The sequence below is a fragment of the Allorhizobium sp. GW101-3B10 genome (genome assembly GCF_059424725.1).
Map to the genome: position 1 here is coordinate 4,273,449 of NZ_JBWKZR010000001.1, position 21,277 is coordinate 4,294,725.

Genomic DNA, 21,277 nt, shown 5'->3' on the forward strand with positions numbered 1-21,277 from the left:
CAGCCGATGTCCTGTACACAGTGAAGGCGTCACGGACCGGCTTTGCTGCGGGACAGTCAGAAACCTTGCAGGCTCATGGCCGCGCTGTGTGTTCGGACGACAGGAGCAAACCACGGTGCGGGTCCGTCATACGCCCTGTGCTGCTGGCTCGGCGCGCTGATGGAAACGGCGGACATCATTACCGAAAGCCACGGACAACCGAGACTGACAACGCGTGTCGTGCAGTGCAGGCAGGGCAATTGCGCCAGAACCCATGGGAAAGCTCAGCACATGTTCACGCGGACCAAGATACGCACCGTCCATTTTGATCGTCCCTTCGCCCTGTTCGGCCTGGAAGGGCTCCAGCCGGCCGGCGACTATCAGGTGCAGGACGACGAGGAGCAGATCACCGGGATTTCCTGGCTCGCTTACAGGCGCACCGCGACCGTGATCGAAATTCGGGCCGGGCTGACGACAAGCCGGATCGCCGTCGACGGCGACGAGCTGGAGGCGGCGATGGCACGAGACCAGGCCGATGCCAATGTCTCGCACTGAGTGACGATCCGTCCGGCGGGCCACACCGTCCGCGCCGGAGGCATGATGCCAAGACCACAGTCGCATGTTCCCCGTCGGGGAAAATCGGGCGTTCCCGACCAGCGACGACACCGTTCTGAAGGGAACCTCCAATGACCAAGTCCAGGCGCGTAGCATTCATTGGCAACTCGCTCCCAAGGCAGTGCGGCATCGCAACCTTCACCACGGACCTCAGCCACGCGCTGGCTGCCTCAGACCGCGGCGTCGAGACGCGCATCATCGCCATGACCGACGACAAGCTCCACTATGCCTATCCGGAGGATGTCGCGTTCGACATCCGCGACGGCGAGATCGAGGACTATGGGACAGCCGCCCGTATCCTTAACAACGGCGGTTACGACGCGGTCTCGCTGCAGCACGAGTTCGGCATCTTCGGCGGGCCGGACGGCGAGTTCATCCTGACGCTCCTCTCGCAGCTGCGTATTCCCGTCATCACGACCCTGCACACTATCCTGGCCGAGCCGACGCCGGGCCAGTTGCGGGTGCTGCAGAAGGTTGCCGGTGCCTCGAGCCGGGTGGTTGCCATGGCACAGAAGGGTCGGGCCCTGCTTGAGAGTGTCTATGGCGTGGATCCTGCCAAGATCGACGTCATCGCCCACGGCATTCCTGATCGCCCATTTCATGACCCGGAACTGGCCAAAGCCAAGCATGGCTATGCCGGTCGACCGGTCATCCTGACCTTTGGCCTTCTGTCGCCCAACAAGGGGATCGAAGTCGTCATCGATGCCATGCCTGCGATCCTGGCGCAGCGCCCGGATGCGCTCTACGTGGTGCTCGGCGCGACCCATCCCAATCTCCTGCGCCAGGAAGGCGAGGCCTATCGCGACCGCCTTGGCGCACGGGCCGAGCAGATCGGGGTCGGCCAGTCGGTCGTCTTCCTCAACCAGTTCGTGGACGTGCCGACACTGCTCGACTTCATCGCCATGTGCGACGTCTATGTCACGCCCTATCTCGACGAGGCGCAGATGACCTCGGGCACGCTGGCCTATAGTTTCGGCATGGGCAGCGCGGTCGTGTCGACGCCTTACTGGCATGCGCAGGAACTGCTCGACCAGGGGCGCGGCAAACTCGTGCCCTTCGGCGATGCGGTCGCCACCGGCCAGGCGATCGCCTCCCTGCTGGGTAACGACGACAGGCGCATGGCCATGCGTCGGGCCGCCTATGACACCGGCCGGTCGATGATCTGGTCGCAGGTCGCATCGCTTTACTTGGACAGCGTGGAGAAGGCCCGCAACGCCTACCGGCCCCGCCTGGTCAGTGACCTCGTGGCGCAGCGGATCGTGAGACCACCCCAGATCACATCGCTGAAGCTCGGGCATTTTCACACCATGTGCGACGACACCGGTATCGTCCAGCACGCGGTCTATTCCGTGCCGGACCGGGCGCATGGCTACTGCGTGGACGACAATGCCAGGGCGCTGGTCCTTGCCACGCATCTGGCGACCGCGGGGGAAACCGGCATATCCGAACGGCGAACCGCCTCCTTCGCAGCCTTCATCCAGCATGCCTGGAACCCGGATCTCCAACGCTTTCGCAACTTCATGAGCTTCGACCGGCGCTGGCTGGAAGAGCAGGGCTCGGAGGACAGCCATGGCCGCACGCTCTGGGCGCTCGGCGTCTGCGCGCTTTCCGACAACGACCGGCCCCGCCGTCGCTGGGCAAGCGCGCTCTTCGCTCAGGCGATACCCACGGTGCTCGGCTTTCAGTCGCCCCGCGCGTGGGCGTTTGCGCTGATCGGGCTGGACGCCTATTGCCGGGCCAACCCGGAAGACATGTCCAGCCGGGCCCTGCGTCTGCAGTTGGCCGAGCGGCTGGTCGACCTTGAGCGGCGTGTTTCGAACGGCGACCGCCACTGGTTCGAGGAAGGGCTCTCCTATGAGAATGCCCGCCTGCCGCAGGCGCTCATCCTCGCCGGCCTGGCAACGGGCACGGCCCATTTCGTCGCGTGCGGCCTCAGGACCCTGCGCTGGCTGATGACGCAGCAAACCGGCGAGAACGGACAGTTCCGGCCGATCGGCACGGACGGTTTCTTCGACCTGGGCGACGCGCCGAGACTGTTCGATCAGCAGCCGGTCGAGGCGACGGCGACGATTTCGGCCTGCCTCGCCGCGGATACAGCGACGGAGGACAAGTCCTGGCTGGAAACGGCGTTTCGCACCTTCAACTGGTTCACCGGCGGCAATGACCACGGCGTCTCTCTCGTCGATCCGGAAACCGGAAGCTGCCGCGACGGGCTGCATCCCGACCGCCCGAACGAGAACCGTGGGGCGGAATCCGTGCTCTGCTACCTCATCTCCTGCTCCGAGATTGGTCGCGCCTCCCGTCTGGTGCGTCCCGTGCCCCAGCCCTCGGAGTTTCGGCAATCATCGTGATGCGCCGCCTTTTTCTCTGATTGCCAAACCAAAGGATCTTCCTTGGCCCAATCCAGCCTTCTCAATCGGCAAGCCCTCTATCTGAAACCCGATCCGACGCGCGTCATCGTGCGGCCGTTCAAACCCTCGACCGAACCCCAGCACCTCAACCCGCGCGACAAGACGCGGGCGAATGAAATCGTCGATCGCGTGCTGACGCTCGATGCCGTGGCGACGACCAACCAATTGCACGACATCCTCGACAATTTCGAGGGACGGCATCGCAACCTGTTGCGCCAGTTCGAGCTGCGTGCCGATGCCATGGAGAATGCTTTTGCCCTTCACCCCGCTTTCAGTCAGCAGCAGAGGCAACTGATCGGCGCCTATTTCATGAACGAATACTCGTTCGAGTCTGCCGCGCTGTTCAATCCCAGCATCGTGCCTCATCCCGACCAGTCGAACGTCGCGGAAGGCAGCCGCCGGTTGATCCTGAGTCTGAGAGCCGTCGGCGAAGGCCACATCAGCTCCCTGACCTTTCGAACGGGGATGATCGATGCGCAGGGGGCCGTGACGATCGACCCGCCGGTGCGGCTGGCGGGGCTGCCGGACATTCATGCCAATGACGGCCTCGCTCCGGCCGGCTGCATCGGCATCAGCTTCAAGGACGAGAGCGACCTCAGCGAGCGGGTGATCTTTCCGGTGACGGAAGCGCAGTCGAACGGGATCGAGGACGCGCGCTTCGTGGCCTTCGAGGACGAGGGCAAGACCGTCTATTACGCGACCTACACGGCCTATAACGGCGCGGGGATCCGGTCCGAGCTTCTGGAAACACAGGATTTCCTCAACTTCACCCTGACGCCGCTGCGCGGTCCGGCCGCCCGCAACAAGGGCATGGCGCTGTTTCCCCGGCGGATCAACGGGCGTTATGCGATGATCGCGCGCCAGGACAGCGAGAACCTCTTCCTGCTCTATTCGGACGACCTGCACAATTGGGACGAGGGCCAGTTGCTGATGAAGCCCGAATTCGCCTGGCAGTTCGTGCAGATTGGCAATTGCGGCTCGCCGGTCGAGATCGACGAGGGCTGGCTGCTCTTCACCCACGGGGTCGGGCCCATGCGCCGCTATTCGATCGGCGTGACCCTGCTCGACAAGGACGACCCGAGCATCATCCTCGCTCGCACGGTCGATCCCCTGCTGCAGCCGGAACCGACCGAACGCGAAGGCTACGTGCCGAACGTCGTCTATTCCTGCGGCGCCATGCGGCATGGGGACCTTATCGCATTGCCCTATGCCGTGTCGGATACCTATTCGAACTTCACGACGATGAAGATCAGCATGCTTCTGGAGACGATGCAGCCGGCCGGATCTCCCGCATGACCAATGCATTGCGCTGGAGCCGGGAAGGGCCTTGGGTCCCGTCATGAGCCTGGCTCAGCTCAAGGCGCTGTTTCTCGAATCCATCCTGCCGACATGGGGTGCGAGCGGCTTTGACGAACGACATGGACAGTTCGTCGAGTATCTGGAACTCGACGGGCGGCCGCAGCAGAACGGCGTCGTGCGAACCCGCACGATCGCCCGGCAGATCTATGTGCATGCCCATGCAAGCGCCCTGGGTGTGGCCCCGCCATCATCGCTTGCGCTGGCCGAACGGGCGTTCGACAACCTGCACCGCATTGCCTGGGTGGGCGGCACGCGCGCGGGCTATGCCAGGGCCTTCGATCGGTCGACGGAAACGGTGACCGATCCGGTGCGGGATCTCTATGACAATGCCTGCGTGGTGCTGGCCTTGTCCTGGCTGCTCTCGGCCACGGGCAAGGAAGGATATCGACGGCGGATCGACGATACAATCGCTGCGATCGACAGGACGTTGCAGGCTCCCTGTGGCGGATGGGCCGAAGACAGCGACGGCACGCTGCCCCGCCGGCAGAACCCGCACATGCACTATCTCGAGGCTGCGCTTGCCCTGTGCGAGACAAGCCGGGCGCCGACCTATCGACCGGCCGAAACCAAGGCATTTGCCCTGCTGCAATCGCATTTTCTGCTCGGTCCCCACGATCTTCTGCACGAGAACTTCGGGCCTCGCTGGGAAGTCGCCGACACGTTCGGTTCGCAGATGCTGGAGCCGGGACACATGTGCGAATGGGTGTGGCTGACCGGCCGCCATGACACCCTGACCCAGACATCCCACAACGAGGTTCGCGCCGATCTCCTCGCAAACGCGTTGCGGATAGGCCGCTCGGGCGAATCCCCTTTCCTCGTCGACCAGGCCCTGGCATCAGGGGTGCCGGTCACGCCGTCGAGACGGCTCTGGCCGCAGGTCGAGATGCTGAAAGCGCTGCTGACCCAGCACAGGTGGCTCGATGACGGCAGCTATCTCGCCGAAGCCGAGACGCTGTCCTCCGAAATGCTGACGTCCTATTTCCAAGATGTGCCTACGGGCTGCTGGCATGATCGTCTGGACTTCAACAACCGACCCATCGGCGGGACCATACCGGCCAGTTCACTTTATCATCTCTGGACGGCTTTCGCCGACTTCGTCTAGGTCGCCGAGCGGTTTGCGGGCCAATTCCACGACGACGAATCGGGGGCGCCGGCAGCTGAGCAAGCGCAGGGGGAGAGACGAGTTCACGACGCACTTGCCTTGCGCGGCCATGGCAGGCGGACGGTTTCACCCGGCGAAAGGGATCGTCAGCGACCCCGGAGATCGATCGGCTGATCGGCGCCCACGTGGGAAAACCTCTGCCATGCCTTGGAGACTCTGTGAGCCCACCGGTTTGCACTCACCTAAGAGAGATTGCGTTGAAACGCGTGGCTTGCCTGTCAACCGGCGCACAAAACTGCCCCCCTATCGGCGTCCAATGTTGGATCTGACGCAATCTCGGTGACATCAGGGCACTCCGATGATACGTGCCTCGAGCAGATCGAGCTTCCCGCGTCCACACATTTGCCGCCTGATGAGTTCCAGCTCGGTTATCTGTCCTTCTGTCTGGCCATTCGACCACTGTGAGGCTATCGCATTTTGGACGGCGGCCCTGTTGCTGATGACCCCGTTGGCGAATGATGCGACCAGACTCCTTGCTGCTCGGTCGATCCAAGCTTCCAGATCCTCTTTGGACTTCCGGCGCAGCATATTGTGAAAGCTCTCGACGACATCCCTGGCCTCGACAAGGTCCGGTAGCCGCTCCTCGATTGCAGCAACCGTCACCGTTTGAGCCTTCGTTAAATTGTTACGTTCAAGGGTCATCAGGCGGACGATGGTGCGTGCGGCTGGCGCATGTCCGAGTCCGTTCTCGGCCTTTTCGGCACGCCGTCGCCGCGTTGCCCATTCGGTGACAACACGGAGACCGCCGCCGAAGCCAGTCAACCGAAGCTGCCGCCAAAGTCCAGCGCCGTTTCGCAATCCTGCGTCCCATTCCGCTTCAAGCCAAGGCAGATGCGGTTCCAGGGAGGTTTGCCGGACCCGAAAGATGTCGGTCCGCTGACCGCGGACGACACTGCGAACCAGCTTACGGCTGTGTCCCGTTTTACGCACAATCACCTTTATGGATACGCCGTCTTTGACGAGATCACGGATGACGGCGTTAGGTACCCGTCATATCGCAGGTGCCTCTTCATGCCGCCGCTCGGTGGCAGTTAGAAGCTTTGGATTTATAGTTGCTGTGCCGATCGCAACGCGGACCCGCCGCATGGGTTTGCGCACGGCGTCAAGGAAGGCGTGGCTGGCGTTTTCCATCAGATGCCAGCGGTCGGCGACCTGTTGGGCGTGTGGTAGGGTTTGCGTAGCGGCCTGCGCATACCCGCCGCCGCGGTCGCGTGCGACGACTTCGATCTGCGGCTATTCGACCAGCCAGGCCTTTGCGGTCGAGGGTCCTCGGTCGGGCAACAAGGCGATCGTCTTTCGCCGTTCTAGGTCGCAAATGATCGTGCCATATCGATGATTGCGCCGCCATGCCCAGTCATCGATACCGATCACACTCGGTGGCGTTGGCGGCGGGCGATCGTATCGGCGAACAGTTCGCAGCAGCGTATCATTGTGTCAACCGGCGCACAAAACTGACCCCCTATCTGAGTCCAATGTTGACCCCCTTGTAGTCGGCGAGTGCTTGGCCTGCCCGGCGCTGGCCGGGGTTGCAGAGGGCGGGCCAAGTGCGGATGGTTGGGGTTATCGGCTTTAGCTTTGAGAGCGGTTTTTGAAGCGCCAGGACTCGTTGCCGGTTTCGATGATCTCACAGTGATGGGTGAGCCGGTCCAACAGCGCGGTCGTCATCTTGGCGTCGCCGAAGACGGAAGGCCATTCGCCGAATGCCAGGTTTGTGGTCACGATGATCGAGGTGCGTTCGTAGAGCCTGCTGATCAGGTGGAACAACAGCTGTCCACCGGCCTGGGCGAACGGGAGATAGCCGAGCTCATCGAGGATGACGAAGTCGAGGCGGGTGAGATAGTCGGCCGTTCGTCCCTGCTTGCCGCTCCGTGCCTCTACTTCCAGCCGATTGACGAGATCGACGACGTTGAAGAACCGACCGCGTGTTCCGTTGCGGATAAGTGCCCTAGCGATGGCGATGGCCAGGTGGCTCTTTCCCGTTCCGGTGCCGCCGACGAGGACGACATTGTGCTGATTGGCGACGAAGGTGCCATTGGCGAGTTCCCGGACCAGGGTCTCGTTGACGGGCGTGTTGGCGAAGTCGAAGTCGTCGATGTCCTTGGCGAGCGGCAGTTTGGCGATGCTGAGCTGGTATCGGATCGAGCGTGCCTGCTTCTCGGCGATCTCGGACTGCAGCAGATCGCCGACGATGCGCGGCGGCTCGTGCTGCCGTTTGATGCCGTTGCCCATGACCTCGTCGTAGGCGCTGCGCATGCCATAGAGCTTCAAGGTGCTCATCAATTCCAGAACCTGCGTGCGTTCCATCAGCTTGCCCTCCTGAGGCTGTCATAGCGTGCGCAGTCGGCAACCGGTTCATGGGTCAACTTCAGCGCATCCGGTGTTTGCAGGATTGCGGTCGGAGCCGGATCGCGACGCCGCGCCAGGATGTTGATGATCACCGAAGCCGAGCAGACGCCGTGATCGAGCGCCTCCTGGCAGGCGGCCTCGACAGCGGCAAGACCGTCGCCGAGAACACATCCGAGGATGGTCACCATCTGCCGATCGCCGTCATCGGCACTCTTCAGTCGCTTGCGGACCTTCTCCATGGCAGCGGGCAGCACCCATTCCCGGAACGGTGCGCCATTGCGAAGAGCGCCGGGTTTGCGCGCCAGGACCGGAACATAGTGCCAGGGGTCATAGACGGTATCGCCCCAGCCGAAGCTACGCCGGTGCTCGGCGACCACGGCACCATCCTGCTTGACGACGATCCGGTCTGCATAGGCGTGGACTTCGACAGGGCGGCCGACGGCGGTCGACAGGACCGAGTATTTGTTGTTGTCGAAGCGGACCGTGCAGGTCTTCGACACCGAAGCCGGCACGCAATGGAAGCCATCGAACGGACCGACATAGTGCACGAGGCTGCCGCGTTCGGCTTCGAACATCAGCCAGATCGTCTGGTCGGTCTGCTCCGGATGGCTGTGGGCCTTGGCATAGGCAACGCATTTGTCGATGAGCCAGACGTTCAATTCCTCCAGGCTCTTGACCCTGAGACGCGGCGTGAAGAAGCGCTCGCGCACGAGACCCACCTGGTTCTCGACCTGGCCCTTCTCCCAGCCGGAGGCGGGTGTGCAGGCGACGGGATGAACGAGGTAGTGGCTGCACATCTGCAGGAAACGGCGGTTGTATAGGCGCTCCTTGCCGACGAAGACTGCCTCCACCGCCGTCTTCATATTGTCGTAGATGCCACGCGTGCAGGTGCCACGGAAGAAAGCGAAGGCCTTGTCGTGCGCGTCGAACACCATCTCCTGGCTCTCGCGCATATAGGCTCGCGCAAACATCATCCGGCTGTGGCAGAGCCGAACATGGGCGACCTTCACGGTTGTCGTCACGCCGTTGATCAGCACGATCTCATGGCTCCAGTCGAACTGGTAGGCTTCGCCCGGAGCATAGTAGAGCGGCACATAGGCTTCCGCCGTCGCTGCTCCCCGGTTCTTCGCCCAGGTCTTGGCGTAACGGCGGATCGCATCGTAGCTGCCGTCATAACCGAGCGCCCGCAGTTCCTCATAAATCCGGATCAGCGTCAGCCGTTCGCGCGATGGCTTGCTCTCGTTCGTCGCAAGAAACCGCTCGATCTCGGCCTTCCAGGCTCCTGTCTTCGGCAGTGGCTGCCGTTCGCGCTCGTAGGAGAAATCGGTCTCATCGGAACGCAATATCTTGCGGACCGTGTTGCGCGACACATGCAGTTCCCGGACGATCTTCTTCACCGACCAACCCTGCACATGGAAGGCCCGGCGAACACGCGCAATCGTATCCACTCGCTTCAACTCCCTCTCCATCCGCCGTCAAAAGACGGATGGTCAGACGAATCCTGAGAGGGGTCAAAATTGGGCTCTGACTCACATTTGCTGCTGTTTGGGGCGACGCTTTCGCTGATTCACCGGAGGATCAGCAATGCGACATCGGTTCCAGCGCACGAGCCTCGCGCCGCCTGGCTTTGCAGTAGACGAAGTGATGGTTGTTGGGGAATGCGTTCAAGTTCGGCTCCGATCACGCTATCCCTCAGGGTCTTGTCCGGACTGCGGACGACCAAGCCGGAGGGTGCAAAGCAGATATCTGCGACGGCCAGCTGATCTTCCCCTCTGCGGCCGGCGAGTAGAATTGACGATCGTGGCGCGTCGGTTCTGGTGCGATGCAGTTCTTTGCGGACGGCGCATCTTCTGCGAGCAGTTTGATAGCGGCGTCTTGGCTCGGTATGGCCGGCGCACCCAGCGGCTAGAGACAATTGTTCACCACCTCGGCTTGGCGCTGGGCGGAAGACCTGCTGCCGGCTTTGCCAATCGTTTGATGGTTCCGGTGAGCAACGACACGCTGCTGCGGGTGGTTCGCCGCCGCATTGCTGACCAGAACGATGAACTCACCGTCATAGGCATTGATGACTTTGCCTTCAGGCGCGGCCAGACCTATGGAACGATCGTTTGTGATCTAGAGCGGCGGAGGCCTGTCACCCTGTTGCCGGATCGTGCGCTGGATACGTCTCGGAGATGGCTTGCCGAGCATCCGTCGATATCGATCGTCGCTCGCGATCGAGGCGGTGGCTATGGTGAGGCCATAGCGAAGGCCTTGCCCAATGCCGAGCAGGTCGCCGATCGCTGGCACCTGATGGAGAATTCCAGCCGGGCCTTCCTCGATGCAGTCGGCAAGTCGATGCGCCAGATCAGGCAGGCGGTCGGCAGCAATGTCGTTGACCCGAAGCTTTTAACCTACGCTGAAAAACTGCAGTACGAGGGATATCTGCGCCGCCAGGAAACAAACGAGGCGATCCGGGAGATGTCGAAGAAGGGAACTTCAATTCGACAAATAGTCCGGCAAACCGGCCATAGTCGGAAGATTGTCCGCGACGTTCTGAGGGGCCAGCGCCTCGATGTCTTCCGGACACGGCCCAGCTCATTGGATAGCTGGCTGCCGTGGCTCAACGGCCGCTGGGACGAAGGCGTGCGGAACGCCTTGGCGCTCTGGCGGGAGATGAAAGCGAAAGGCTTTCCGGGACAGAGCGGTGTCGTCTCCCAATGGGCTCAGCGGCGCCGTCTTGCGGAGAAAGCCAACCAGAGCGGGCTTGCGCGAACGCCATCGGCCCGGGTCATTGCCCGGTTGATGACAACCGCGCGCGATGACTTGGCGAAACCTGAAGCGATCCTGGTTGCGGCTATCGAAGTGAACGTTCCGGAACTGATAGTCGCCCGTGCGGCCATCGGCGAGTTCCAATCCATGATCCGTTCGAAAACAGCGCGAAAGCTGGATGAATGGGTTGAAGCTGCCAAGAACAGCCTGGTCGGATCGTTTGCCGGTGGCGTTGCGAAAGATCTCGACGCCGTGCGAAACGCAATTCTCTCACCTTGGTCGAACGGACAGACGGAAGGTCAGGTCACACGATTGAAGCTTATCAAACGCCAAATGTATGGGCGAGCCAAACTTGATCTGCTGCAGGCCCGATTGATCGGTGCAGCGTAAGCTCCGACGCCAGCAAAAGTGCGTCAGAGCCAAAATTGGACGCCGGTCACCCCGCCAGAGGGGTCAATATTCCACGCCGAAACACATCATTGCTCACAGACAATCCTAGACGGTCGGCAAAGCGCGCCGCCGAGCGACCACCCAGCGCAAGAGCAAGATGCCGAAAGAGGCAGTCCAGACGGGCTGTTCGGCGAGCCATTGGACGGATTACACCGTCACCGAAGCGCTCGGCGAAAATCTTTCGGCGGTAGTGAGCAGCACTACAAACAAAGCGTCGGACGGTCAGGTGCAATTCGATCCTCCGGCCCGCGCACGGCAGATCGGCAATCATCCGAGGATAGCGACTATGCACACGACGGGAGGCGGCTCCACAGTCAGGGCATCTGCAATCTTGGGATCGACTATAGGCGGAGACGATGATCGCTTCGCCGGCTGCTCCGATCCCCAAAAACTGGACCGTTCACAATTGGAGTTTCCGCGGTAATTTCCCGGCGTCCAAGGTTTGGGCTCAGAGAACTGCCGCGGCGGGCCATGCTGGTCAGCCTCGATCTGGTGCGGGTTATTCCCCAAACCGTGCTGTATCTGGATCAGGGCAGCAGCAGCGAAACGCCCTCCACCGGCTGTATTTCTAGAGGATCGGTCCGGCGTCGTTTGCAGAAACTGAAACAAGCGTTGCCCACTACGCGGACGGTCGTCTCGCAAGGTGAAACGCAAGAAAAGACAGGGTTACGAAAACGATGGCGCCCGCCACTACCTGCAGGCCCAGGACTTCGATTTCCCGAAGTCCGATCGCCCAGATCGGAACAAGTGTTACCACAATCGACAGTGCCACAGCTGGCACCAAGCCGAAGGTTGTGAAATTCTTGCCAACGGTTGGCCAATCTGCCCTGCCATAAACAATCTGCAGCCTGATCGACATCGATATCGCGAACGCAGCCGCACCACACTGGGCGATCGCAAGGGCAGTCACGCCGTAAGGGGCAAATATGACGACCACGAAGACCGCCACGGCTACGTTGAGGAGGGTTACGGGAAGTCGCCTGCGGAAGTGCCCGGTGACTGTCACGAGCGGCTCGGTAATGTACCCTGGCAAGAGCAGGAATTGCCGGAGGCAGAGGATTGCGACGATCGGTACGGCAGGTAGCCATGCAACACCGAGAAGGATCTCGACAGCCGACGGTGCCACAAGTGCCAAGCCGAGATAGGCCGGTGCCCCGGCAAGAAGCAGACCTGTCAGAAACCGGACAGACATTTTCGTGACGGCTTGTGGAATACCGGCGTCCTGATTCTGCTGCGCCTGCCGAAAATAGCGCCATGACAGCGTTTTCGTCGGCTCACCCAGAAATTCTGAGACCGCCGATACAAGCCGCTCGGCGGCACGGTAGTAGCCGGCCTCGACCACCCCGACCGAGGCGCCGAGCGCAAGCGTGCCGGAATAGGATCCCAGAAACACAACAAAACGATTGGCGACAACGTGTTTGGAAAAGGCCAACAATGCCATAGTCATTTCTCGGCTAAAGGCCAGTCGAGGGAACCTGCCAAAAACCAATACAGATGCCACCAGTGTCACGAACTGGGTGATAATCCGGCCATAGACGAGCGCCACGGAGCCGAGTCCTTGCATAAGACCTAAAATTGCAGCGATAAGGCCCGCAAGTTCCGCACCAATTCGTATCCAAGCCTGCTTGCGGAACTGCCCCTCGGCAACAAGTGCACCCTCAAAAACAGAAGATGCGACCGATAGCATCGTCCAGCAACTGAATAGTGCGAGAAGAGCACCCGCTTCCGGCAAATCTAGAATTCGCGAGAGGAATAGCGATACGGTGAGCCCCCCCAGCGAGACGAAGGCGCCCGACAAGAACGCAATGGTTGCTACCTGGTCAAACTCATCACGGCGCTGCCGGGCCTTCATCAAAAATTCGGCCCAACCTCCTTCGGCTATGACCGCGCCAAGAATACCGATGGAGGAGATCACAGCATAGAGGCCAAACTCCGCAGGGAGAAGCATGCGCATTGCAATGAAGAAGATGGCGACTTGGCTTACCTGGCTGAAAAGCCTTGAGGCGACTACCCAGACCACAGCGCTTATCGCTGCACTACGCCCATCCGGGCTTTTTCCGACCGTCTGCTGTTTCATTTTTGATCTCTAGATTCGAACCGAGCGAGTGCCCGCCAAAACGGGCGGGCAACAGCCATCAGTCACCTCAGCCGCTCGAACACGCAAGAATAGCGCCAGCGACTGTTGGGCACTCTGTTGTCCCATGGCTCTCGTCCCCACCGTATCCACGGCCAACCTATCTTCGAGGTGTCGGCATTCCAGATGCTTTCTTGGGAAATTCGCGCCGGGATGAAATCGGATCCCATCATAATGCGCGTCTTGAGATCGAGATCAATGCCATCCACGACAAGGTACCCCCCTGGCGATACAAGCTTCATGACATTCAGCAAGCACGCTTCGGCTGCGGCATCTTCCATCGGCCCGATAACATTGTTTACGAGTACGATGTCTTGTTGTGGCAGTATCGTCATCAGGTTGGGATCGGTTGCATCACCCGTCAGCCATCTGGTCCCCTCCTTGAGCCAATCGTGGACGGACAGAGTTCCGTCCCCGTTTTGTTCGAGGATTTCCGCCAACGAGCTGATGTCCGCAGACATCACCTCTGGTCGTCCCTCCGCAAAGAGGGCGTTGGCTGCTGCGAATTGATCTGGGCGGTAGATCCCGGCCTGGGCTGCATGGACCACAGCAGCCGAAAGATCGATGCCTGCGCCGGTTATCACCAAGTCGGGGTGATCGCGCCTGAGGATGTAAAGCAAGGAGTAGAGCTCCGCGCCCGTACTACATCCAATGGAAGCGACTTTGAGATGATTTCTCGGCTTTAGGTCGTTCACCAGAACCGAAAGCGCTTTCAGGAGTGGCGGGTTTCGCATGAACCATGTGTAGTGGCTCTGAACCCGGACTGTGTCACGGGTGAAATGCCGATAGATGAATCTCCCGGACTGCCTCATCAACTCCGTGCGCAGGACTGTCTCTGGCAGAGCATCCCAAATGCGTCGAAAAATCTTTCGGGGAGTGCGTCTAATGATCTGGGGAATGTTGGCAACTTGATATTCCATTTCGGCTCTCCAACTGGCGGATCGCTCGTCCCCGGTGTCAGGCTCCGGCAGCACAAAGCGATAACAACTCGATTTTCAAGGAAGAGCTCGCGTCACAGGCTCATCGTGAGCACGCCAAAGCGTTCTGCGACGAGAGCAGTGGCTTCATTGACACGAGCAGCCGCATGGGTCGCCGCGTCGGCGACACACGTGTTGCGGGGATGCCCGAGTCAACTTATCGGGGGGCGCTGCAAAACTGGGAGGATTGTGGCCAACAGTCGGCCCCTTCCGCAATCAACCGGCTTAGAGGATCTCGCAGGGGAGTTGACGGCGGGCGGACACGGCAGCGTTGCAAGGAACGGGCAAGCGACAGAACAACACTTGCCGCTGCTCTTTGTTTCTTTCCCGTGCCCCACGTCGCTGAGACAATCATCAGACAGTGTGGCTTGGTCTACCGTTGCGAGAACCGTGGCCTGTTCGTCAAAATCTATCGAAAGCGTGGAAGCGTGACTTGCCTCCATGACAAAGGCGACAACAAGCACGAGCACGACGACGAGCGCGCCTCGCAACAGGTCCGGCAGGTTCTGGAGCCTTAGCTTGTCCATCCGATTTTTTTAAGTGATGCCTGCGAATGCGACAATGGAGTTCGCCGGTCAACATGGTTCAGCCTTTTTGACTAGATGGTCCTAAACCACATACCCCTGGAGGCGCTCGCCTTGCGGAAAATACTGCGGCGTGGCCTGCTGCCGGTTTATCGGACACGAGTTAAGCTAATCCCACCTTGGTTTCAAATTCATTGGGGCTGAGATAGCCCAGTGTCGAGTGGCTGCGCTTCGGATTGTAGAAGCGCTCGATGTAATCGAACACATCCGCTCTGGCGTCGTTCCTCGTGCGATAGACCTTCCGTGCTGTTCTCTCCGTTTTCAGGGATGAGAAGAAGCTCTCCATCGCGGCGTTGTCCCAGACATTTCCGGAGCGGCTCATCGAGCAAGTGATTCCGTGGTCGCCCATGAGGCGCTGGAGCTGCTCGCTCGTGTATTGGCTTCCCTGATCGGAATGATGCAGGAGCGCATCTGGTTTTCCCCGACGCCAGATCGCCATGATCAGCGCATCTGTGACGAGCTGGGCCGTCATGTTGGCATTCATCGACCAGCCGACGACACGGCGTGAGAACAGGTCAATGACGGCCGCGACATACAGCCAGCCTTCTGCGGTCCAGATATAAGTGAAGTCGGCCACCCATTTCTGGTTCGGCCGCTCTGCCCTGAACTGACGGTCCAGCACGTTCGGCATGATAACGGCGCGGTCACCGGCATCCTTTGGCAAGCCACGTCGTCTTGGCCTGGCCCTGAGCGCATTCAAACGCATCAGCCGCTCAATACGATGGAGGCCACAGGATAACCCTTCTTCCAACACGTCGTGCCATACGCGGCGAGCACCATAAGTGCGGTCGCTGGATTTGAAGCTCTGCGTGATCTTGTCCAGCAGAACCTCATCATAGCGGGCGCGTTCGCTCGGAGAACGATTGAGCCAGGCATGGAAACCTGAACGAGAAACCCCCAGCGCTTCGCAGAGCCATGCCACCGGCCAGATCGAACGGTGCTTTGCAACGAACGCGAACTTCATATCGCGTCCCTGGCAAAGTGGGCTGCGGCGTTCCGCCGGGCAATCGATTCACTGGATCGATTGCTCTTCCGGCTTCAATTTAGGATATCGCGCTCCGCCTTCAGCTTGGCGACTTCACGACGGAGCCGCTCGATCTCAAGCTGCTCCGGCTTCATCTGGCCTTTTCCAGGAAAGGACTGGCTGGGATCGTCACCGTACTCCCGAACCCATTTGCGCAACACATTCTCGTGGACATCAAGGTCACGGGCAGCTTGGGCAACAGTGACCCCACGTTCCCTGACCAGCTTCACCGCTTCAAGCTTATACTCGCGGCTGAATATTCGTCTTTGCATTCATACTCTCCGGCTTCAGGAGGAACACCTTAACTCGATGTCCATGAAACCGGCAGCAGGCCACCAAGCGACACCGGTCGCTAAGCACAGTCGTCGTCGTCGTCTCGGAAATCGACTCCGCTTTCAGCTCGGAGCGGTAGTTGCGACCTGCCGGCCGTGGTCGCCCTCGACCGAATATCGTCAGGGGATTCAGTCGCAATCGGTGGAGCGACCTTAGCTATCGCGGCTTCATTGTATTGGCGTGCGATGGGCGGAAACCAGCGACCAGCGGGGGGCATTGTAGAATTGGAATGACCTCACCGATCCATCCCCTACAACCGCCCACAGTCGCGCTGGATCGAATCCGCAAGATTGATGTGGGTCAATCTCGACGCATGGTGTTAAGAGTAGTCTGTAAAAGCACTGTTGATTGCATTTGGACACTTCTGCGAGGAGGAGAGTATGCCGAATAGCATGATCGACACGGATGCGACTGTTCATCAGCCTCAGAATTTCCAAAGTCATGCCACGGTCGTCCGGCCAGGAAACGCGCGACAGGAATTGAACAGGATCGGCCACCTCAGGCGTTATGACAGCGGCATCACCATCATTGCCGAGGCTGACGAACCAAGCGTCGTCGGCCGGGTGGTGTCCGGCGTGGTGCGCATTACGCAAGCCCTCGACGACGGACGGCAGCAGGTCGTGGGCTTGGCTTTGCCGGGCGAATATTTCGGCCATTTCTTCCGCAATGGCAGTGCGTTCGTGTATGAGGCCGCGACCGATGTCACGGCCTGCGTGTTTCCCCAGAAGGCCTTCGAGGCCCTTTTGGCCAGGAACCATGAGCTGGAGCACATGGTCATGATGGGTGTGTTGCGGGATCTGGAACTGAGCCGGGAATGGATGATGGTTCTCGGCTGCCAGAATACGTTCGAACGCGTCGTCAGCTTCATGCTGCATATCCGTGAGAGGATGCGTATGGCCGGCGTGCCCACGCACGACCGCTTCATTGAATTTCCGATCGGGCGCCGTGACATCGCCGGCTACCTCGGCACAACCGTTGAAACCATCAGCAGGCATGTTCAGACGCTGGCACGTCAGAGGATCATCAGAGTTCTGGACAATTCCCATTTCGAGATCTGCAATCTTGGTCGGCTTCAGTCGCTTTCGAAGCAGCATTGGGGCGGCATGGCGAAGCCGATATTGGCGAGCGGGTTCGATTCCGATCCGCCGCTCGGGTTGAGGGCAAAGATCGGGCCGCTGCCCAGGCTCGGTTGAATCCGCGCCGATGGGCTGCGCCTAAGACGTCCGGAGTTTCTGAAAGGCGCTCGCCACGAACGCGCCAGAGGACCTGAGTATTGGATCCGCCAAACCGGATCAGGAAGGTTCAGGTGTTGACGGCCATCAATGCGAAAGAGGTTGGCACTAATCCACAAAAGGGGAGGGAGCAGGATCCCCAACGCAAGCTGCGTGGGAGGGCGTGATGGACACTATCCGCAAGAGCGACGCTACTAGGCGGCAGGCCAATCTGGTTGACTATGATCAATTCTACGCGGGCTTTCACTGGGAGGACGCGGAACGTCTTCTCGACGGGCTTCCCGGCGGCAAGTTGAACATCGCGTTCGAGGCCATCGACAGGCACGTCATTCAAGGCCGAGGCGACAGGATCGCCATCCGGTGGATTTCGAAAGACGGACCGCGGCTGGATTTCAGCTATGCTGAGTTGCTGCGTGAGACCAACCGTTTCGCCAATGTCTTGAAGGGGCTTGGCATTGCAAGGGGGGACAGGGTTTACTCCCTGCTCGGTCGTGTTCCTGAACTCTACGTCGCAGCACTCGGAACGCTGAAATACGGCGCGGTTTTCTGCCCGATGTTTTCGGCCTTCGGGCCGGAACCGGTGAAGGCCCGCATGGAGATCGGCGGCGCGCGCGTCCTGGTCACCTCACATTCACTCTACAGGAAGAAGGTCGCTCCTTGGCGCAAGGAGCTCGCAGGCCTCGGCGCGGTGCTCCTGATCGATGGCGACGAGGCGGAAGCGGACACGGACACGCATGATCTCTCCAAGCTGATGGCCGAAGCGGGACCGCGGTTTTCGATCGCGGCGACCGATCCGGAAGATATGGCGCTGCTGCACTTCACCTCCGGCACGACCGGTCGCCCCAAAGGCGCCGTTCACGTGCATCGGGCGGTCGTGGCCCACCATCTGACCGGTCAGCTTGCCCTCGACCTCCACCCCGATGACGTCTTCTGGTGCACGGCCGATCCTGGTTGGGTGACCGGCACGTCCTACGGCATCATTTCGCCGCTCACCAATGGCGTCACGATGATCGTGGACGAGGCCGAATTCGACGCCGGTCGCTGGTACGGCATCCTTGAGAGCGAGAAGGTGAACGTCTGGTACACGGCACCGACCGCCATCCGCATGCTGATGAAGGCCGGCCCGGAGCTCGCGAAGGATCACGATCTCTCCCGATTGCGATTCATGGCGAGCGTCGGAGAGCCGCTCAATCCCGAAGCCGTGGCCTGGGGCGACAGGACATTCGGCATGCCGTTTCACGACAATTGGTGGCAGACGGAGACGGGCGGCATCATGATCGCCAACTACGCCTCGATGGACGTCAAGCCGGGTTCGATGGGCAAGCCGCTTCCCGGCATCACCGCCGGGATCGTCGAAAAGCATGACGGCATGGTGCGGGAAATCTCAAGGCCGATGACGATCGGGCAACTGGCCCTGAAGCCCGGCTGGCCGTCGATGATGCGGGCCTATCTGCATGAGGAGGAGCGCTACCGCAAGTGTTTCGTCGGTGACTGGTACCTGAGCGGCGACCTGGCGATGCGGGACGCGGACGGATATTTCTGGTTTGTCGGTCGCGATGACGACGTCATCAAGAGCGCGGGCCACCTGATCGGCCCATTCGAGGTCGAAAGCGCCCTGATGGAGCATCCGGCCGTCGCCGAGGCGGCCGTCATCGGCATACCGGACGAAACGATCGGCGAGGTGGTCAAGGCCTTCGTCGCTCTCAAGCCGGGTTACGAGGGTAGCGATGAACTGATGCTCGACCTGCTCGGCCATGCGCGAAAGCGGCTCGGTCCCGCCGTCGCGCCGAAGGAGGTCGCCTTCAGGAACAATCTGCCCAAGACCCGCTCCGGCAAGATCATGCGGCGCCTGCTCAAGGCACGGGAGCTGGGCCTGCCCGAGGGCGACATCTCAACACTTGAAAGTGACGAAAGATGACCGACCGCTCCCAAAAACCGCATCTGACGCGAGAGCACGTGCTCGACCTGCTGGCCCAGATGATCCGCATCCGCCGATTCGAGGACAAGTGCGCCGAGCTTTACACCGAGCAGAAGATCCGCGGCTTTCTGCATCTCTACGATGGCGAAGAGGCGATCGCCGCCGGCATCATTCCTCTCCTGCAAAGCGAGGATCGTGTCGTCGCGACCTATCGCGAACACGGTCACGCGCTGGTGCGGGGCCTGCCGATGAAGACGGTCATGGCGGAGATGTATGGCAAGATGGAGGGTTGCTCGGGCGGGCGGGGCGGCTCCATGCATCTCTTTTCCGCCGCCGCCAATTTCTACGGTGGCAACGCAATCGTCGGCGGTGGCCTGCCGCTCGCCGCCGGCCTGGCGCTTGCCGACAAGATGCGCGACGAGGATCATGTGACCGCCTGTTTTTTCGGAGAGGGCGCGGTTGCCGAGGGAGAGTTTCACGAGAGCCTCAATCTTGCCTCGCTCTGGCATCTGCCGGTGCTGTTCGTGTGCGAAAACAACCGTTACGCCATGGGCACCGCGCTGGAACGCTCGGAGGCGGTGATTGACATTCACCGGAAGGCCGAGGGCTACGGGCTGATCAGCGAGGTCGTCGACGGGATGGATGTCGTCGCCGTCGAAGCGGCCGCGCGGCGCGCGCTGGAAACCATCCGGGATGTCGGAGAGCCCTATTTCCTGGAGTGCCAGACCTATCGGTTCCGCGCCCACTCGATGTTCGATGCGCAACTCTATCGATCGAAGGAGGAGGTGGAGGAATGGCGGCGCAAGGGGCCGATCGTGCGTTTCCAGACATGGCTGCTTGAGAACGGCATCGTTCATTCCGGTGATGTCGACAAGGTCGTCGCCAAGGCCGATGCCGAGATCGCCGAGGCCGTGGCCTTCGCGGAGGCCGGACACTGGGAACCGCTGGAAAGCCTGAACCGGCATGTCGTGGCCCCTGTACGGCCGGCGTCCCCGCCGAAGGTCGAGCCTGCTGCGGAGACGGTGGAGACGACCTATCGCGAAGCGGTCAAGATGGCGATACAGGAGGCGCTCGACCGCGACGACCGTACGTTCCTGATGGGCGAGGATGTCGGCCAGTATGGCGGCTGCTATGCCGTCAGCAAGGGCCTGCTGCAAAAATACGGCCCCGACCGCATCCGCGACACGCCATTGTCGGAATCCGGGTTCACCGGCGCGGGCATCGGTGCCGCGATCGCCGGAATGCGTCCGATCGTCGAGGTGATGACGGTCAATTTCTCCATGCTGGCACTCGACCAGATTCTCAATACCGCAGCGACGTTCCGGCACATGTCGAACGGCCAGTTCGGGGTCCCGGTCGTGATCCGCATGGCGACCGGGGCAGGCAGGCAGCTGGCGGCGCAGCATTCCCACAGTCTGGAAGGCTGGTATGCGCATATACCGGGCCTGCGCGTGCTCACGCCGGCGACGATCGAGGATGCGCGCGGCATGCTCTGGACGGCGCTGGAAGACCCGGACCCGGTGCTGATCTTCGAAAATGTCATGCTCTACAACCGAAGCGGCCCTCTGGCCGTGAACGCCGGGCCGGTGGACATCAGCAGCGCCGCGGTGCGCAGGGAAGGGCGCGACGTCTCCCTCATCACCTATGGCGGATCGCTGTTCAAGACACTGGACGCCGCAGTTGAACTCGAGCGCGCCGGCATCTCCGCCGAGGTCGTCGATCTCCGCAGTCTGAGGCCGCTCGATGAGCAGACGATCCTTGCCTCCGTGACCAAGACAAGGCGGGCATTGATCGTCGACGAGGGATGGCGCTCGGGAAGCATATCGGCCGAAATCGGCATGCGGATTGCCGAGAAGTGTTTCTACGAGCTCGACGCGCCGCTTGCCAGGCTCTGCAGCGAGGAAGTCCCGATTCCCTATGCGAAACATCTCGAGGACGCGGCGATACCGCAGACCGACAAGATCGTCTCGGCGGTTATGGCGATGTTGGGAAAGGTGTGAAC

General features: G+C 61.0%; 13 protein-coding genes and 3 pseudogenes. 8 read left to right on the forward strand and 8 right to left on the reverse strand.

Annotation, left to right across the window (positions count from 1 at the left end):
- Window positions 1-270: 270 nt before the first annotated feature.
- From AC07Y0_RS21010 to AC07Y0_RS21025, 4 genes are all read left to right on the forward strand, one after another.
- A complete protein-coding gene (locus AC07Y0_RS21010) occupies window positions 271-534 on the forward strand; it encodes a hypothetical protein (protein WP_498679586.1) in 264 nt (87 codons plus the stop codon).
- Between the two features lie 131 nt (window positions 535-665).
- On the forward strand, window positions 666-2,945 hold the full coding sequence (locus AC07Y0_RS21015) for a glycosyltransferase family 4 protein (protein WP_498679587.1): 2,280 nt from the start codon (window positions 666-668) through the stop codon (window positions 2,943-2,945).
- Between the two features lie 42 nt (window positions 2,946-2,987).
- Complete coding sequence (locus AC07Y0_RS21020) at window positions 2,988-4,301, forward strand: glycoside hydrolase family 130 protein (protein WP_498679588.1); 1,314 nt, start codon at window positions 2,988-2,990, stop codon at window positions 4,299-4,301.
- Between the two features lie 43 nt (window positions 4,302-4,344).
- Window positions 4,345-5,466: an AGE family epimerase/isomerase gene (locus AC07Y0_RS21025; RefSeq protein WP_498679589.1), complete on the forward strand. Its 1,122-nt coding sequence runs from the start codon at window positions 4,345-4,347 to the stop codon at window positions 5,464-5,466.
- Window positions 5,467-5,811: 345 nt separating this feature from the next.
- Here AC07Y0_RS21025 and AC07Y0_RS21030 read toward each other — a convergent pair whose 3' ends face one another.
- The 4 genes and pseudogenes from AC07Y0_RS21030 to istA all read right to left on the reverse strand — a co-directional run.
- Window positions 5,812-6,288, reverse strand: a complete 477-nt coding sequence (locus AC07Y0_RS21030) for a transposase (protein WP_498679590.1) — start codon at window positions 6,286-6,288, stop codon at window positions 5,812-5,814.
- A 228-nt stretch (window positions 6,289-6,516) separates the two neighbouring features.
- Window positions 6,517-6,897, reverse strand: a pseudogene (locus AC07Y0_RS21035) (transposase).
- A 198-nt stretch (window positions 6,898-7,095) separates the two neighbouring features.
- Window positions 7,096-7,830, reverse strand: coding sequence for an IS21-like element helper ATPase IstB (istB, locus tag AC07Y0_RS21040; protein ID WP_498679591.1), 735 nt, complete (start codon window positions 7,828-7,830; stop codon window positions 7,096-7,098).
- Window positions 7,831-7,835: 5 nt separating this feature from the next.
- Window positions 7,836-9,329 (reverse strand): annotated as a pseudogene (gene istA / locus AC07Y0_RS21045) (IS21 family transposase); the annotation flags it as partial.
- 127 nt (window positions 9,330-9,456) lie between these two features.
- On the opposite strand from istA, the gene AC07Y0_RS21050 reads away from it, so the two are divergent.
- Entirely contained in the window at window positions 9,457-11,013 is a 1,557-nt protein-coding gene (locus tag AC07Y0_RS21050; protein ID WP_498678269.1) for an ISL3 family transposase, read from the forward strand.
- Between the two features lie 46 nt (window positions 11,014-11,059).
- Here AC07Y0_RS21050 and AC07Y0_RS21055 read toward each other — a convergent pair whose 3' ends face one another.
- The 4 genes and pseudogenes from AC07Y0_RS21055 to AC07Y0_RS21070 all read right to left on the reverse strand — a co-directional run bounded on the left by AC07Y0_RS21055 (window position 11,060) and on the right by AC07Y0_RS21070 (window position 16,064).
- Window positions 11,060-11,461: a transposase family protein gene (locus AC07Y0_RS21055; protein WP_498679592.1), complete on the reverse strand. Its 402-nt coding sequence runs from the start codon at window positions 11,459-11,461 to the stop codon at window positions 11,060-11,062.
- A gap of 231 nt (window positions 11,462-11,692) precedes the next feature.
- The gene (locus tag AC07Y0_RS21060; protein WP_498679593.1) at window positions 11,693-13,150 is read right to left on the reverse strand and encodes an oligosaccharide flippase family protein; all 1,458 of its coding nucleotides are present in this window, start codon (window positions 13,148-13,150) and stop codon (window positions 11,693-11,695) included.
- A gap of 62 nt (window positions 13,151-13,212) precedes the next feature.
- Complete coding sequence (locus tag AC07Y0_RS21065) at window positions 13,213-14,127, reverse strand: CheR family methyltransferase (RefSeq protein WP_498679594.1); 915 nt, start codon at window positions 14,125-14,127, stop codon at window positions 13,213-13,215.
- A gap of 744 nt (window positions 14,128-14,871) precedes the next feature.
- Window positions 14,872-16,064: pseudogene (locus AC07Y0_RS21070) on the reverse strand (IS3 family transposase).
- 453 nt (window positions 16,065-16,517) lie between these two features.
- On the opposite strand from AC07Y0_RS21070, the gene AC07Y0_RS21075 reads away from it, so the two are divergent.
- The 3 genes from AC07Y0_RS21075 to pdhA all read left to right on the forward strand — a co-directional run bounded on the left by AC07Y0_RS21075 (window position 16,518) and on the right by pdhA (window position 21,275).
- Entirely contained in the window at window positions 16,518-17,318 is an 801-nt protein-coding gene (locus AC07Y0_RS21075; protein WP_498679595.1) for a Crp/Fnr family transcriptional regulator, read from the forward strand.
- A gap of 205 nt (window positions 17,319-17,523) precedes the next feature.
- The gene (acsA, locus tag AC07Y0_RS21080; RefSeq protein ID WP_498679596.1) at window positions 17,524-19,275 is read left to right on the forward strand and encodes an acetate--CoA ligase; all 1,752 of its coding nucleotides are present in this window, start codon (window positions 17,524-17,526) and stop codon (window positions 19,273-19,275) included.
- Window positions 19,272-21,275 (forward strand): pyruvate dehydrogenase (acetyl-transferring) E1 component subunit alpha, encoded by a 2,004-nt coding sequence (pdhA, locus tag AC07Y0_RS21085; RefSeq protein WP_498679597.1) that lies wholly within the window; start codon window positions 19,272-19,274, stop codon window positions 21,273-21,275. Before acsA ends, pdhA begins: the two co-directional genes overlap by 4 nt.
- Window positions 21,276-21,277: the final 2 nt, after the last annotated feature.